Consider the following 15,497-nt stretch of genomic DNA (forward strand, 5'->3'; position numbering starts at 1 on the left):
TTCAACTAATTTGTTCATAGCCTGTTCCTCTCCGGAGTGGTTTTCGGCTTTCACCAAAACTTTGCTCCTGGAACAGGCCTCACGTCAATTTTTTATCCAGAATTCGGGTTATGAATATAACGCCCGTCGTCAGCTTACCCGTGCAAACAATGATGATGCGGTGGTGGAATATGAATACAACGCGGTTGGACTGCCTGTTTGTGAGCGTATTAATGGACGGGAAGTGACCCGTGAGTGGAACGATCTCGAGCAAATAATCGCTGAAACTATCGGTGGGCATACGTTGCAATTTGGCTATAACTTGATGGGAGCGGTTAACCACTTCCAGTTTAACCAGCATACACCACTGACTTTGAGCCATGATGCTTTAGGACGGGAAACAGTACGGGAAAGTGCAGAGGGGTTTATTCTTGCCAGCCGCTATACCACTACGGGACTGCTGGCACACCAATCAGCCGGACGGGCAACAGCATTCTTCCGTGAAACGCTGGCACAAAATGATCCCCATTTTCCGCCACAGGCCACCGCAGTTAACCGCAGTTGGCAATATGACCGAGCCTACAGTGTCAGCATGATCGATGATGGTATCTGGGGGCAGACTCGTTATCGTTATAACCAGAATGACCAGATCATCAGTGCTACATTTAACGGCCGATTGCCCTATGAAGAACAATTTGGTTATGACCCCAATGGTAACTTGAATTTGCATGTGCTGGTGGATGCAAAAGGAGTAATTGAACAGGTTGAACAACATCAGCAGACAGGTCGGGTTGTTAAGCGTGACAATGTCACTTATCGTTACGATGATAACGGCAGGCAAGTGGAAAAAACCGAACATCATGATGGTTTCCGGCCACAGATATGGCGTTATCGTTGGGATACCCAAAATCAGCTTACACACTGTGAAACACCCGATGGTTCACGTTGGCTCTATCGTTATGATGCGTTCGGGCGGCGTATCCGCAAATTAAAAGTGCATGATGGCAAACTGACCACTGCGAACCTGCAACGCTGGTTGAATGGTAAGCCAGATTTAACAGCAAAACCCGACGCCATCACCGGCTATGATTACTTGTGGAGCGGTGATCGGATGGTTGAGGAAGTTCCGCTTTATGCGGATGGCACACCTGCCTATGAGCGAAGTATTTGCTGGTTATATCAACCGGGTGTGTTAACGCCTTCAGCCCGCTATGAAAAAGGCAAACTGCATTATATCGTCAGCGATCATCAGGGAACGCCACGGGAAATACTGAGTGAAAATGGCAAACTAGTATGGGCAAGCCGATTAAGGACATGGGGAAAAGCTGAACGGATGCCATTATTGGCAGCAAATGATGAAGATTATCACGTTAGCTGCAATTTGCGCTTCTTAGGGCAGTATGAGGATGAGGAAAGCGGGTTATACTACAATCGGTTTCGGTATTATGATGGAGATATAGGACAATATATTACTCCTGACCCCATTGGGCTGCTGGGCGGGTTGAATCCGTATGGGTATGTCGATAATCCAGCAAATTGGGTTGATCCGTTTGGGCTTGCAAAAAAATGTCTGCATGCAAATCCTGAGAAGATTGCAGAGCTTCATGAAATTGAAAGTCCTAAAGATAGAGTAGCGTTTATCGAAAAAAACTTTAAAGAACTTGGCATTGACAAGGATAGCAGAAATTTTTTCTCGATGAAGTATACTATTAATACTGATAATAGAACGGTTACAGGCTATATAGACTCCGTTAGTGGTAAATATCATTCTGGATATCAGGAGGCATTTGTACCAGACCCTACTAATAGGACATTATTAAATTTTCCAGTATCTAATTCTCGACATCTTGATACAGAACTGAAAAGTTTAGAACAACTGGAACAAATAATTTCTGCTCAGAAAAATCCCTCAAGCATCCATGTTGAGATGCATTCAAAAATTGCAGTTTGTGACTCATGCTATTACGGTCTTAATCAGTTTATTGAAAAACATAATAATTCTGAATTTCACATAACTGCTACGGGGAAAAAATATTCTGAAGACTTTACTATGGGGGGCGATAATAGTGGAATAAGCATTAGAGGGGAAAAAGCTGGGGGAGTTATTGATAAACATATTTCTTATGATGAAATTCGTGGTATTAATAATCAATATACTGGAAAAAAAGTAGGCGATTTTGAGTTGACTAAAAAGGATGGGTCGGATATATCAAAAAAACTAAAAGATTAAATCCACTGATAAACAATCATAAAAAGAGAGATAAGATGAAAATAAAATCATTAGCTAATGAACTGAGTAAATTTGCAGGTGAAATAATGTCCAGTGGAAGAGTGGTTCAAGGCTGTGATGCTAAGCAACTTTCTGAGCTTGAAAGTAAATATGGGGCATTACCTGAGAGCTATAAGCTTTTTTTATCGCTTATGGGAATTGACGCCGGAGATTTTCAAATAGGCACTTCAATCTCATTTGATGAACTAGATGACATAAATGAAGGAGTGATAGAGTTAATGTATGAAAATATGATCACTCCACCGGAAAATATGTTTGCATTTCTCTTACATCAAGGTTATTCATCTTTATTCTTTGTTGATAGAACACAACAAGATCCTATCGTGTATAGTTATACAGAAGGAAATCCAATAAAAAAAACTGAATACACTTTTAGTGAATATATATTAGAAGAAATTAAATTTTATAGAAGCCTTAGATAAGGTTTATATAAAATTAATATATTATATCAGCAAGTTAAGTGTGGTGTTTTATCTTGCTTAGAATGAGAGTTTAATGCCTCTCTTATTGTTTTCAACAAAAGAGGCGTTAGATTTGGTTTATAAATCTCTGTTAATCTGTTTTATCCTCAAACTCACACAGATCTTCAATAATGCAAGATCCACAACGCGGTTTACGGGCAATGCAAGTATAGCGTCCGTGTAATATTAGCCAGTGATGACAGTCAACCTTGAACTCATCGGGGACGACTTTCAGCAGTTTCTTTTCCACTTCATCAACATTTTTCCCCGGTGCAAACTGCGTCCGGTTGCTGACGCGGAAAATATGGGTATCAACCGCAATGGTAGGCCAGCCAAACGCGGTGTTCAGCACAACGTTGGCCGTTTTACGGCCCACGCCCGGTAATGCCTCCAGCGCTGCGCGATCTTCCGGCACTTCGCCTTGATGCTTTTCCAGCAAAATCCGGCAGGTTTTAATCACGTTCTCGGCTTTGGTGTTATATAACCCGATGGTTTTTATATACTCTTTTAAGCCATCAACGCCTAAATCAAGAATAGTTTGTGGCGTATTGGCAACCGGATACAATTTTGCTGTTGCCTTATTCACGCTGACATCAGTCGCCTGAGCAGACAACAATACCGAAATCAATAATTCAAACGGTGAATTGAAAACCAGTTCAGTGGTTGGTGTTGGGTTGTTATCCCGTAAGCGGGTCAGAATTTCGACCCGTTTTTGTTTATTCATGCCTGATTACACCCTTAGCCTTTTGTGATATTGCTGCCACAGCCTTTATCCACTTCGTAGTGACGTGTTTTGCTCTCTGAACGGTTTCTGAGGCGTTCATCAATAATGTATTTCCCCGCCAGCATTAATCCTAATCCGATAAAGGCTCCCGGTGGCAGGATAGCGAGCAGGAACGGGGAATCCATATGAATAATTTCAATCCGCAGGACTTTAGCCCAGCTTCCTAATAACAGATCTGCACCATCAAACAGTGTGCCATTGCCCAGAATTTCACGCATCGCACCCAGAACGAACAGGGCAAACGTTGCCCCGAATCCCATAGCAATACCATCAATCGCTGAGTGATAGATAGAGTTTTTTGATGCGTAGGCTTCTGCACGGCCGATAACGATACAGTTAGTCACGATCAGCGGAATAAAAATGCCCAGTGATTCATATAACCCGAATGCAAAGGCATTGATTAACATCTGAACGGCACTGACGACAGAGGCAATGATCATCACATAAATCGGAATGCGGATTTCATGGGGAACCCAGCGGCGCAGGGCGGATACGGCAATATTGGTACTCAGCAGCACCAGCGTTGTTGCCAGCCCCAATCCCAATGCATTGGTGGCAGTAGAAGAGACGGCTAAAAGGGGGCAAAGCCCCAGAAGCTGTACTAATGCAGAGTTGTTCTTCCATAACCCCTGAAGAAACAGGTTCTTGGTTTCACTCATTTATTTGGCTCCACATGTCGGTAATGAAGAAAGTTGTGCCGGAATGGTTTCCATATAGATTGCTGTGCGTTTAACGGCGTTGACCACAGCACGTGGGGTAATGGTTGCTCCGGTAAACTGATCAAATTCTCCGCCATCTTTTTTCACCGCCCAGTGTGGATCGCTTGGTGAGGTAATTTTTTTGCCGGAAAACGCATAAATCCAATTGGAGATACGGGTATCAATTTTATCCCCTAATCCCGGTGTTTCATGGTGTTCCGTCACACGAACACCAAACACCTTGCCGGAAAAGTCAGCCCCGACCAACAATTGGATTGCACCGGAATAACCATCTGGAGCAGTGCTTTCTAGTGCTGCCGCAACAGGAATTCCATTTTTACGGGCGAGATAGAGGCGATGAGGTTGTTGGCTGCCCAGAGCATCCGCTGTTACCAGATAGCATTCATTTGGCATATCGTTATCATAGAGAGCGGGTGGAACAACCTGATCCAGTAATATTTTATGCTGTAATGCAGCCTGCTCGGCAATCCTGTCCTTTGTTAAGGAATAGACAACCGCAGTTAACCCTGTCGTGCAGGCGGCAAAAATAGCGAGAGTAATACCGTGACGTCGCATAGTTTCTAACATAGTCACTCCCTTATTTATGACCGTAAGCACGAGGCTGAGTGTAATTGTCGATCAGAGGTACACAGATGTTTGCCAGTAAAACAGCGAAAGCGACTGCATCCGGGTAACCGCCATAAACTCGAATTATCCAAATCAGTAAACCAATAATGGCACCGTAAATCAGGCGGCCTTTTGGTGTTGTTGAAGCACTGACCGGATCGGTGGCGATAAAAAATGCACCTAACATAGTTGCTCCGGAAAAGAGCTGTAATAAAGGCGGTGAGTAACGACCGGGATCAATCAGCCAGCTAATCAGGGCACAGCTTCCCAGTACCAGAATAAATGTTGTTGGAATATGCCAGCTAATGATTTTGCGGTTCAGCATGATTAATCCGCCAAACAGGTAAGCTATATTTATCCACTGCCAGCCAATGCCTGCCAGAGCCCCTTGCAAGATGGGCTGTTGTAATACTTCACTTATATCATGTGTCAGCCTTCCGGTTTTGAAGCTGTCCAGCGGTGTGGCCTGACTTAATCCATCAATACCCTGTAAAAGTTGTAATAGAGTCGAGCCGTCAGGTGTATGACCTGTGAAAATGACCATCAGACACTCCAAGGGAGTCAAAGTAACGGCCTGTAAGGAAGCGGGGGGCATCCAGCTGGTCATTTGTACCGGAAATGAGATAAGCAGAACCACATAACCAACCATCGCCGGATTAAATGGGTTTTGTCCCAGACCGCCATAAAGATGCTTGGCAATGATAATGGCGGAGAAAGTACCCAGAACGATGAGCCACCACGGTGCCAGTGGTGGCAGGCTGATCCCCAGCAGCAATCCGGTGACTAAGGCAGAGTTATCTTTCAGGCAGGGAATAACCAGCTGTTTTTTTAATGTGATAGCAGCGGATTCTGCCAACAGAGCGGTAATAACTGCCAATAAGATCTGGATTAGTGTTCCATAACCAAAGAAGTAAGTTTGTAGTGCGATACCGGGTATAGCAGCAAAAACCACCCATAACATAATTTGGCTGGTATTTTTTTTACTGTGTGTAAAAGGCGAACTGGCGACTTTTAACAGGTTATTGTCAGTGTTGACTGGCCTAAATTTCATCGATAAATGTCACTATTCTGTTAGAGTTTCTTGTTTTTCCTGAGCAGCTTTCTTCGCTTTTACACGAGCAATGGCCGCTGCGACAGCCGCTTTACGCGGATCCGCTTCTTCTGAAACCGTAGGCTGAACTTCTGGCGCTGGTGTTGGTTCAGGTTGAGCCTGAGCCGCTTTCTTTGCTTTTACACGAGCAATCGCTGTTGCGACAGCGGCTTTACGCGGATCCGCATCTTCCGAAACCGTAGGCTGAACTTCTGGCGCGGGTGCCGGTTCAGGCTGAACCTGAACAGTTTTCTTCGCTTTTACACGAGCAATCGCTGCTGCGACAGCGGCTTTACGCGGATCCGCATCTTCCGAAACCGTAGGCTGAACTTCTGGCGCGGGTGTTAGTTCAGGTTGAGCCTGAGCCGCTTTTTTCGCTTTGGCACGGGCAATAGCTGTTGCGACAGCGGCTTTACGCGGATCCGCTTCTTCTGAAACTGTAGGCTGAACTTCTGGCGTGGGTGTTGGTTCAGGCTGAGCCTGAGCGGCTTTTTTCGCTTTGGCACGAGCAATGGCAGCTGCAACAGCAGCCTTACGCGGATCAATTTCTTCCGAAACTGCCGGCTGAACTTCTGATACGGGTGCCGGTTCAGGTTGAGCCTGAGCCGCTTTTTTCGCTTTGGCACGAGCAATGGCCGCCGCAACAGTGGCTTTACGCGGATCTGCATCTTCCGAAACCGTAGGCTGAACTTTTGGAGCGGGTGCCGGTTCAGGTTGAGCCTGAGCCGCTTTTTTCGCTTTAGCACGAGCAATGGCTGCTGCAACAGCGGCCTTACGCGGATCCGTTTCTTCCGAAACCGCCGGCTGAACTTCTGGCGCGGGTGTCGGTTCAGGCTGCGCCTGAGCGGCTTTTTTCGCTTTAGCGCGGGCAATAGCTGCTGCGACAGCGGCTTTACGCGGATCCGCTTCTTCTGAAACTGTAGGCTGAACTTCTGGCGCGGGTGCCGGTTCAGGCTGCGCCTGAGCGGCTTTTTTCGCTTTAGCGCGGGCAATCGCGGCTGCAAGAGCCGCTTTACGCGGATCCGTTTCTTCCGAAACCTCCGGCTGAACTTCTGGCGCGGGTGCCGATTCAGGCTGAGCCTGAGCAGTTTTCTTCGCTTTGGCGCGGGCAATGGCGGCTGCAAGAGCCGCTTTACGCGGATCTTCTTCGTTTGCTACAGAGTCTGCGGTTGTTGTAGTTGCATTCGCTGTCTGTTTTTCAGCCTGGCGAGCGCGTAATTGTTCTTTTCTGGCCTTACGTGCTGCAATTGCTGCCGAATTATCAGGTAACTGACCGGCTTGTACGGTGATTTCCTCTCCCGCAGAGGATTGTTTTTCCTTCACGCGAGCCAATGCGGCCTGTACAGCGTTTGTATCCTGATTGCCTACCTGAACGGCTGCTTTTTTATGACGTTCTTCACGAGCCAGTTTTTCGCGCTCCATACGTGCCTGCTTGGCTTCAAACCTTAGTTTAGCTTCGGCAGCCCGGCGGGTTTCAGCATCAATGGCGCGTATTTCAGCTTTTTCCTGCCGGTAGTATTGAACAAGCGGGATATTACTGGGACAGACATAAGCACAGGCCCCACACTCAATACAGTCAAATAAGTTATGGTTTTTGGCTTTTTCGTGTTCCTGGCCCCGGCTGAACCAGTAAAGTTGTTGAGGTAATAATCCGGCAGGGCAGGCCTCAACACATAAACCACAACGAATACAGGCTTCTTCTGTAGTTTTTGGCTCCATTTCCTGTATAGAAGGAGCAAGTATACAGTTGCTGATTTTGACGATGGGGACATTCAAGTCAGGCAGAGTAAAACCCATTAACGGGCCACCCATAACGACCATCTGCTCTGACTGAGGAATAAACCCGGCCTGTTGCAACAGAAACTGAACCGGTGTTCCTAAGCGTGCCCAGAAATTACCGGGTGAAGCAACAGCTTCTCCTGTCAGGGTAACCACGCGCTCAATCAATGGTTCCCCATCAATAATAGCCCGTTTAATAGCCACCACAGTACCGACATTCTGCATCAGGGTACCAATATCAGAAGAGCGGCCACCAGACGGGACTTCCTTGCCTGTCAGTATCTTGGTTAGCTGCTTTGCTCCACCGGAAGGGTATTTTGTCGGAATGACACGCACGGCAATCGATTTATCACCTTGCAGGGCAAGATTCAGAGCGCTGATCGCTTCTGGTTTGTTATCTTCGATACCAATCAGAACCTGCTTCGGATTAAGCAGATGCATCAGAATGCGGATGCCTTCAATGATTTCGCTGGCATGTTCCTGCATCAGGCGATCATCTGCTGTGATATAAGGTTCACATTCGGCTGCATTGATGATCAATGTGTTGATGTAGTTCCCGCCACCTTTCAATTTTGCCGCTGTCGGAAACCCTGCTCCGCCAAGGCCAGCAATACCTGATGCATGAATACGTTGTAGTAAAGTATCAGCATCAAGGGATGTGTAATCTAAGGTTTTAACTTGTTCGCACCATTGATCTTGACCATCCGGTAGCAAACGGACGCATAATTCTTTCAGACCCGATGGGTGAGCTGTAACACAGGGTTCAATGGCTGTGATCGTACCGGAAGTTGAAGCATGAACAGGGACGGTTCTACCAGAACCCTGTGTCAGTGGCTGGCCCTTCAATACTTTATCTCCGGCTTTTACCAGCAACTCTCCCTCCGGGCCAATATGCTGCTGGAGGGGAATAATTAATTCCTCTGGTAACGGAGCATAGCGTAATGGTGTCCGGCTGGATTGCAGCTTCATTTCCGGCGGATGGATGCCACCATCGAAATCCCATATTTTGTTTTCGTTGGTAAGCAAATTGAATAGGTTAAACATTGACTTTAACCTCAACAGGCTTAACAGATGACATAAACAAAGAATTTGGTTCAGCAGGAATATTTTTGACCGGAATGGAATTCAAATCCCATTTCCAGTTGGATGTGGTAGTGGCTACAGGGATCATCGTGATGCAATCGGTCGGGCATGGGGCGACACATAAATCGCAGCCAGTGCAGAGATCTTCAACTACGGTATGCATTGCGCGGTTTGCACCGATAATTGCATCAACAGGACAGGCCTGAATACACTTTGTGCAGCCTATGCAGTTTTCTTCATCAATAAAAGCAACTTTTCTGGCCGGGTTTTGTATGCTTTCATCGCCATCCAGCGGTTGTGGATCAACGCCGAGCAATTCAGACATTTTGAGCATCACTTGCTCTCCGCCCGGAGCACATTTGTTGATCATCTCTCCATTGTTGATAACCGCCTCGGCATAAGGGCGGCAGCCCGGATAACCACATTGCCCACACTGACTTTGTGGCAACAGATTATCAACTTTTTCAACTATTGGATCTTCTTCCACCTTAAAACGGCGAGCAGCAAAACCCAGAATTAATCCAAAAATTAACCCGAGTACACTGAGTACGCCGACAGCAATCCATAAAGATATCATCAGAATTTCACCAAACCACTAAAGCCCATAAATGCAAGGGACATTAACCCTGCAGTGACAAGCCCTATCGATGAACCACGAAAAGGGGCAGGTATATTGGCAACAGCCAGACGTTCACGAATGGCGGCAAAGAGCACCATGACAAGTGAAAACCCGGCCGCAGCACCGAAACCATATACAGCAGACTGTAAAAAGTTATGCGATTGATTAACATTCAGCAGAGCTACGCCGAGTACAGCACAGTTTGTTGTTATCAGAGGCAGGAAAATGCCTAATAAACGGTAGAGTGAGGGGCTGGTTTTACGGACAGCTAACTCAGTGAACTGAACGACAACAGCAATTACAAGAATGAAACTTAGTGTGCGTAAATAAACCAAATCCAATGGAATAAGAATATAAGTATTTACCAGCCATGAACTGATGGAGGCAAGCGTCAGAACAAATGTGGTCGCCATTCCCATACCAATAGCGGTTTCAAGCTTTTTTGAAACACCCATAAACGGACATAGGCCCAAAAACTTCACTAAAACGAAGTTATTGACCAGAACCGTGCCAATAAATAACAGAAGGTATTCAGTCATTGCTATACCTGAAAATAAGATTATTTGATGAAAATAATATAGTCGTGAAAGTGACAGAAACTCCCCACGTTGCGGTGAGGCAAGTGGGGCAATGATAACAACCAATTGTGGGGGATGTTATCGATCTTGTGTGAAAGTCATTTTTACCCGATAAGAGCGCTTAATATAAGGAACAAAAACAGCAGCCGCTAATAGTGACCAAAGTAATGAGCTGACTGCAAGTTCGTCAGAAATGGGGGAGAATGCAAAAGCTTTGACAGCAATAAGTACTGAAAGTGTCAGCCAGATGATAAAAATACGCGGGAACCGTTTTGAACGAATAAAAAGCAATTTTAATACCCAAAGCGTAAAACACCACATAATAGCCGTGGTTAATACGGATATATACCATTGGACTGCGAAATCGCCACCTATTCGATGAATTAACGTACTTTGATAGGAATAGGTTATTCCATATAACACTAACATTGTACTGGCAGCAATAAATGTCATGACTAAATAAGCAGCAGGGGCTAATAGCCAACCATTAATACGGTAATAATCATTGGATTGATACATACAAAACATTCTCTCCATGATGGGTATTCAAATATAAAAAAGATAGTAACACAGGAAGTAAGATTATTTGCTAATGAGTCACCGCAGGTGATATTTTTTTATCCTTTTTGTAAATGTTGAGAGGTCATTATGAGTCATCTTCTGAAGGTTGGTCTGGTTGGATATGGTTATGCCAGTAAAACGTTTCATGCGCCATTGATTGCGGGAACGCCGAATGTAGAATTAGTTGCTATTTCCAGCAGTGATGCCGAAAAAGTCAAAAAAGACTGGCCGGACATGAATGTTGCTTCTTCTCCAGAAGCATTATTTAACGATCCTGACATTGATCTTATTGTGATCCCAACGCCTAACGATACACATTTCCCATTAGCACAAAAAGCGTTGGCCGCCGGAAAGCATGTTGTGGTCGATAAGCCTTTCACGATTACGGTGGCAGAAGCCGAAGCCCTCAAAAAACAGGCAGAAGAGGCTAATTTATTATTATCGGTATTTCATAATCGTCGCTGGGATTCGGGTTTTCTGACAGTTCAGTCACTACTGAAAGACAATGTGTTGGGCGAATTAAAGTATTATGAATCTCATTTTGACCGTTATCGCCCGGCTGTACGTCAACGCTGGAGAGAGGCGGCAGGCGCAGGCAGTGGGATTTGGTATGATTTAGGCCCTCATTTGTTGGATCAAGCGGTGCAACTTTTTGGCAAACCTCAGGCCATTACAACCGATTTGGGCATAATACGTCCAAATGCTGAAACTGCTGATTACTTCCATGCTCAGTTAAAATACCCTACGCTGAAAGTTGTATTACATGCATCAATGCTTGTTGCCGCAGAATCTCCTATTTATACCTTACATGGTATGTCTGGCAGTTACGTAAAATATGGTTTAGATACACAGGAAGATTGTCTGAAGGCCGGAGAAAGCCTGACACAAGAAAATTGGGGATATGATGCGCGTGATGGTCATGTGACAGTGTCACAAAATGATAATCTGATTACGCAGACTGTTCCTAATTTACCGGGTAATTATGGCGCGTATTATGCTGCTGTCCGTGATGCTATTTTGGCGGGAAAACCGAATCCTGTGACGGCGGAGGAAGCTATCCTGATTATGAAACTGATTGAAGCAGGTGAAAAATCAGCGAAAGAACAACGTACAGTAGTTATCGATTGACTGATTTAGTGATGGAGTAATCCTAAGGCAAGAGGTAGGGTACTGATGAATTGGTTGCAAAAATTAAAAATAGATCCTTTTCTGTTAACACTGCTTACTGTGGTCATGATTGCATCGTTTTTTCCCTGTGAAGGGGAAGTGAAAACGTGGTTCCAGTACCTGACTACGGCAGCCATTGCACTGTTATTTTTTATGCATGGAGCCAAACTTTCGCGTGATGCCATTCTGGCGGGAATAGGGCACTGGCGTTTACATCTGGTTATCTTTCTGAGCACGTTTGTTTTGTTTCCTGTACTGGGTATGGGGTTACATTTCATTGTGCCGGAATGGATGTCACCGTCTGTTTACATGGGGTTTCTGTATCTTTGTGCATTACCAGCCACGGTGCAGTCAGCCATCGCTTTTACCTCCGTTGCCAAAGGCAATGTTGCTGCAGCAATATGCAGTGCTTCTGCTTCCAGCTTACTGGGAATATTTCTCTCACCTCTACTTGTCGGTTATCTTATCCAGACGCATGATGGTGGAAGCCATCCTGATACATGGCAGGCGATAAAAGATATTATCCTGCAATTGATGGTACCTTTTATTGTTGGCCATTTGTCACGTCCATTGATTGCTAATTGGGTCGAAAAGCATAAAAAACTGGTTAATATCACCGATCGCTCATCTATTTTGCTGGTGGTTTATGTTGCATTCAGCGAAGCCGTTGTCGAAGGAATCTGGTATAAAATTGATGCTTACTCACTGATAATGATCGGTATTGTCTGCTGTGTTCTGCTTGCTGTGGTATTAACCATCAATGTATACAGTTCACGCTTACTAGGGTTCAGTAAAGAAGATGAAATAACAATCGTTTTTTGTGGTTCGAAGAAAAGCCTTGCCAATGGTGTGCCGATGGCAAATGTGCTATTTCCGGCCGCAATGGTGGGCATTATGCTGTTGCCACTGATGATATTCCATCAAATCCAGCTGATGGTTTGTGCTGTACTCGCCAATCGATATGCCAGACGTTCAAAAAAGGTCTAATTGTTCAAAAAAGGCAGAGTAATTTCTGCCTTTATACCCTCATATCATCAGCCTGATATAAGCTTAAACCGTCTGTTAACGGTTTGCGACTTTCATTCTTAATGCCTGTTTTTCCGCTTCGCTGAGGAATGCAGTTTCCAGACCATTTATCTGTGCCAGTCGGATCTGCTCTGGTGACAAGCCTGCGGCAGGGGCGGCAACATGGTATTCATGGCGAATTTCAATTCCTTCAACAGCCGGATCATCAGTATTGATGGATGCCGGAATGCCATGTTCAAGGAACTTTTTCAGTGGGTGAGCAGATAAAGCGCTGACAGTGCTGGTTTGCAGGTTTGATGTCAGGCAGGATTCAATACCAATACGGTGCTCTGCCAAATAATCCATCAGTGCCGGATCGGTAATGGCTTTAACACCATGACCAATTCGGGTTGCTCCCAGTTCACGAATCGCGTGCCAGATACTTTCTGCACCTGCTGCTTCTCCGGCGTGTACGCTGATATTCCAGCCTGCATCACGGGCCTGAATAAAGTGTTGTTCAAATAAATGCCCGGGGAAACCCAGCTCATCACCCGCTAAATCCATTGCAGTAATATATTGCTTATGAGCGAGCAGACCGGCTAATTCCTCAGAGCAGGCTTTTTCTCCGAATGTTCTGCTCAGAATACCAATCAGACGGATTTGGATATCGTGCTGCTTGCTGGCGGAATGAATGCCATCGATGACGGCTTCCACGACTCCCTCAACAGGAAGCTGGTGTTTCATCGCCATATAATAAGGAGAGAAGCGCAGCTCAGCATAATCCAGACCGGCATTAACGGCATCTTCTACGTTTTCTACAGCAACGCGGCGACAGGCATCCAAATCAGCCAGTACAGTAACGCCCCAGTCAAGTTTTTGCAGGAAACTGACGAGGTCTGGCTCGCTTTCAATGATCTGAACATGAGGACGCAGAGCTTCCAGCTCATAGGCAGGAAGAATGATATTGTGTTGACGACCAAGATCCAGAATCGTTTCGGGACGAATGTTACCGTCAAGGTGGCGGTGTAAATCGGTCAGCGGAAGCTGTGTATCAATCATTTTTTATCCTTTTTGTTTTACTAAAGTTATCATAAAAAGTATACAAAAAAGCCAGTCAACGCATTGACTGGCAATGAAAGTACTATCTATCGGTTTTTTTACGATGTTTTCGCTGTTTAGGCTTCTCCAGCCTCAGCATGTACTTTCTTATAGAGAACCTTGATAGGGTTTTGTGTTACTCAGCTGCAGGAAGACTAGCTTCACCATCATGCTGATTTTGCTCATCGGCATCATCATAGGAGTCGATGAGGTTATGATCAAGCAGGAATTGATGCAGGTTGAACTCTTCACCGTTAAATTTGACTTTGTCATCGGCATAATTGAGATTCATGTCAATGGAGTCATCAGTATGGGTAAACAAATTAAGTGCCGTAGCCTGTGCTTCAATCATTTGCACAACACTTTTTCCTGTAGCATCGGCTGCTTCCCTGTTTTCACCCTTGACCATCGCAGACAGAGCGATAGATTCTGTCAGCATTGGTTTTGATAGCTTAATGTCAAGTGAGAAGTTTTTGATCAGACTACGAATGATTTCTTCTTGATTACTATTCTGTAGCTTACTGAAATCGCCAGGAAGGTTATTCAGAGTCGTTGTGAAGTTAGCTGTACTTTCGCCTTTGCTATTTTTGAAGCTAAGAGTTTCGAGGGTGAATGTTGGATTATGTTGCAGCAACGCTGGCAAGTTTTCCATCAGCGCAGCATCTGTAATCTGAGAATATTTTTCTATATCAAAAGAATTCATTGTTTTGAAGAGAGCTTCATAAGTTGCCCGGTCTACCTTACTGTAGGCTTGATTATCAAGATGGTACATGCCTAACACAAATTTAGCTGAACCAAAATCCTGGTTTTTAACTTTGATGCCATCAACGGTAAGAGAATATTTTCCATCCAGATTGTTCTTTTCACCTTCAGTAAAGGTAGAAAATGATTTGATACCGTTAATGGACATCATATCTTCACCAAATCCACTCAGGCTCACTTCGTCTATGTTTGATGAAGTGTCACCAAGATAGACACCAAATTGGTTTTTTTTACTATTAAATGAAAAGCTTAAATTTTTCATTTTAAATTCGGTGTTTTGCTGAGAAGGCTGAATAAATTTTATTTCATCGCTTTTTCCTGTGGATGTAATTTCACTGAAATCCTTATTAGTATCTACAGTTAGATCTGCGCCTGAAATGACCCAATGGAGGCCTTCTTCAGTGGTGTAATCAACAGGAATAACATTGATACCAAAAGATAAATTACCATCATACGCGACACGGGTATCAACATTAAGTAAGGATTTATTTTTGGTGATTTCGAACAGTTCTTTCAGTAATTCACCGTCTTTTAGTTCGGAATGGATTGATGCTAATTTAGGGCTAAATTTAAATTTAGCAATATCGGAAAGAGGGAAAGGCCCATGCTCAATATTGGATGCGATAACAATGCCTTCTTTCTTATCAAGTTTGCTAGTAAGAGCAAGTTGGACATCCGTGCTAAAGATGCCGCGTTTCACATCTTTTTTCTGCAACTCCAATCCAAGGTCTGGCATTTTTTCGGCCAGTTTTGTATTTGCTTTTTGGAGTGCTGCATCCATACGCGCTTCAACTTGTTTCCCTGTGTACCAGGACGCGCCTGTCCACGCTGCCCCTAAAGCAACAATAACACCTACAGCTACTAGCGATTTTTTCATGTGGGAATTCCATCCTTTTTTGCGCATACGGCATTATTG

14 protein-coding genes are annotated in these 15,497 nt (G+C 44.7%); 4 read left to right on the forward strand and 10 right to left on the reverse strand.

The window, feature by feature from the left end; genetic code table 11:
* Nucleotides 1-2,209: RHS repeat domain-containing protein (locus AACX38_RS03860; protein WP_228863556.1), on the forward strand; the 2,209-nt coding region annotated here is incomplete at its 5' end.
* Nucleotides 2,210-2,244: 35 nt separating this feature from the next.
* Nucleotides 2,245-2,691: an SMI1/KNR4 family protein gene (locus tag AACX38_RS03865; protein WP_228863557.1), complete on the forward strand. Its 447-nt coding sequence runs from the start codon at nucleotides 2,245-2,247 to the stop codon at nucleotides 2,689-2,691.
* 130 nt (nucleotides 2,692-2,821) lie between these two features.
* Here the strand turns inward: AACX38_RS03865 and nth are convergent, their stop codons facing one another.
* The 8 genes from nth to AACX38_RS03905 all read right to left on the reverse strand — a co-directional run bounded on the left by nth (nucleotide 2,822) and on the right by AACX38_RS03905 (nucleotide 10,507).
* Complete coding sequence (nth, locus tag AACX38_RS03870) at nucleotides 2,822-3,454, reverse strand: endonuclease III (RefSeq protein WP_228863558.1); 633 nt, start codon at nucleotides 3,452-3,454, stop codon at nucleotides 2,822-2,824.
* Nucleotides 3,455-3,468: 14 nt separating this feature from the next.
* Nucleotides 3,469-4,173, reverse strand: a complete 705-nt coding sequence (locus AACX38_RS03875; RefSeq protein ID WP_228863559.1) for an electron transport complex subunit E — start codon at nucleotides 4,171-4,173, stop codon at nucleotides 3,469-3,471.
* Complete coding sequence (gene rsxG, locus AACX38_RS03880) at nucleotides 4,174-4,800, reverse strand: electron transport complex subunit RsxG (RefSeq protein WP_099111463.1); 627 nt, start codon at nucleotides 4,798-4,800, stop codon at nucleotides 4,174-4,176.
* Nucleotides 4,801-4,810: 10 nt separating this feature from the next.
* Nucleotides 4,811-5,890, reverse strand: coding sequence for an electron transport complex subunit RsxD (gene rsxD, locus AACX38_RS03885; protein ID WP_228863560.1), 1,080 nt, complete (start codon nucleotides 5,888-5,890; stop codon nucleotides 4,811-4,813).
* Between the two features lie 12 nt (nucleotides 5,891-5,902).
* Nucleotides 5,903-8,752, reverse strand: a complete 2,850-nt coding sequence (gene rsxC / locus AACX38_RS03890) for an electron transport complex subunit RsxC (RefSeq protein WP_228863561.1) — start codon at nucleotides 8,750-8,752, stop codon at nucleotides 5,903-5,905.
* Entirely contained in the window at nucleotides 8,745-9,368 is a 624-nt protein-coding gene (gene rsxB, locus AACX38_RS03895) for an electron transport complex subunit RsxB (RefSeq protein WP_099122530.1), read from the reverse strand. The genes rsxC and rsxB overlap by 8 nt, the downstream gene beginning before the upstream one ends.
* Nucleotides 9,368-9,949, reverse strand: coding sequence for an electron transport complex subunit RsxA (rsxA, locus tag AACX38_RS03900; protein WP_099111459.1), 582 nt, complete (start codon nucleotides 9,947-9,949; stop codon nucleotides 9,368-9,370). Before rsxA ends, rsxB begins: the two co-directional genes overlap by 1 nt.
* Before the next feature lie 117 nt (nucleotides 9,950-10,066).
* Nucleotides 10,067-10,507: a DUF2569 domain-containing protein gene (locus AACX38_RS03905; RefSeq protein WP_099111458.1), complete on the reverse strand. Its 441-nt coding sequence runs from the start codon at nucleotides 10,505-10,507 to the stop codon at nucleotides 10,067-10,069.
* Nucleotides 10,508-10,636: 129 nt separating this feature from the next.
* Here AACX38_RS03905 and AACX38_RS03910 point away from each other — a divergent pair, with 129 nt between their 5' ends.
* Entirely contained in the window at nucleotides 10,637-11,677 is a 1,041-nt protein-coding gene (locus AACX38_RS03910; protein ID WP_228863562.1) for an oxidoreductase, read from the forward strand.
* Nucleotides 11,678-11,722: 45 nt separating this feature from the next.
* The gene (locus AACX38_RS03915) at nucleotides 11,723-12,703 is read left to right on the forward strand and encodes a bile acid:sodium symporter family protein (protein WP_228863563.1); all 981 of its coding nucleotides are present in this window, start codon (nucleotides 11,723-11,725) and stop codon (nucleotides 12,701-12,703) included.
* A gap of 75 nt (nucleotides 12,704-12,778) precedes the next feature.
* Here the strand turns inward: AACX38_RS03915 and add are convergent, their stop codons facing one another.
* Both add and AACX38_RS03925 read right to left on the reverse strand, forming a co-directional pair.
* A complete protein-coding gene (add, locus tag AACX38_RS03920) occupies nucleotides 12,779-13,780 on the reverse strand; it encodes an adenosine deaminase (protein ID WP_228863564.1) in 1,002 nt (333 codons plus the stop codon).
* A 175-nt stretch (nucleotides 13,781-13,955) separates the two neighbouring features.
* A complete protein-coding gene (locus tag AACX38_RS03925) occupies nucleotides 13,956-15,458 on the reverse strand; it encodes a YdgA family protein (protein ID WP_228863565.1) in 1,503 nt (500 codons plus the stop codon).
* Nucleotides 15,459-15,497: the final 39 nt, after the last annotated feature.

Origin of the sequence: Xenorhabdus sp. PB30.3 (assembly GCF_963895965.1) — a bacterium.
Taxonomy (GTDB): domain Bacteria; phylum Pseudomonadota; class Gammaproteobacteria; order Enterobacterales; family Enterobacteriaceae; genus Xenorhabdus; species Xenorhabdus stockiae.

Coding starts and splice junctions, on each gene's coding strand:
- AACX38_RS03865 (WP_228863557.1), top strand. CDS start 2,245: ATGAAAATAAAATCATTAGCTAATGAACTGAGTAAATTTGCAGGTGAA.
- nth (WP_228863558.1), bottom strand. CDS start 3,454: ATGAATAAACAAAAACGGGTCGAAATTCTGACCCGCTTACGGGATAAC.
- AACX38_RS03875 (WP_228863559.1), bottom strand. CDS start 4,173: ATGAGTGAAACCAAGAACCTGTTTCTTCAGGGGTTATGGAAGAACAAC.
- rsxG (WP_099111463.1), bottom strand. CDS start 4,800: ATGTTAGAAACTATGCGACGTCACGGTATTACTCTCGCTATTTTTGCC.
- rsxD (WP_228863560.1), bottom strand. CDS start 5,890: ATGAAATTTAGGCCAGTCAACACTGACAATAACCTGTTAAAAGTCGCC.
- rsxC (WP_228863561.1), bottom strand. CDS start 8,752: ATGTTTAACCTATTCAATTTGCTTACCAACGAAAACAAAATATGGGAT.
- rsxB (WP_099122530.1), bottom strand. CDS start 9,368: ATGATATCTTTATGGATTGCTGTCGGCGTACTCAGTGTACTCGGGTTA.
- rsxA (WP_099111459.1), bottom strand. CDS start 9,949: ATGACTGAATACCTTCTGTTATTTATTGGCACGGTTCTGGTCAATAAC.
- AACX38_RS03905 (WP_099111458.1), bottom strand. CDS start 10,507: ATGTATCAATCCAATGATTATTACCGTATTAATGGTTGGCTATTAGCC.
- AACX38_RS03910 (WP_228863562.1), top strand. CDS start 10,637: ATGAGTCATCTTCTGAAGGTTGGTCTGGTTGGATATGGTTATGCCAGT.
- AACX38_RS03915 (WP_228863563.1), top strand. CDS start 11,723: ATGAATTGGTTGCAAAAATTAAAAATAGATCCTTTTCTGTTAACACTG.
- add (WP_228863564.1), bottom strand. CDS start 13,780: ATGATTGATACACAGCTTCCGCTGACCGATTTACACCGCCACCTTGAC.
- AACX38_RS03925 (WP_228863565.1), bottom strand. CDS start 15,458: ATGAAAAAATCGCTAGTAGCTGTAGGTGTTATTGTTGCTTTAGGGGCA.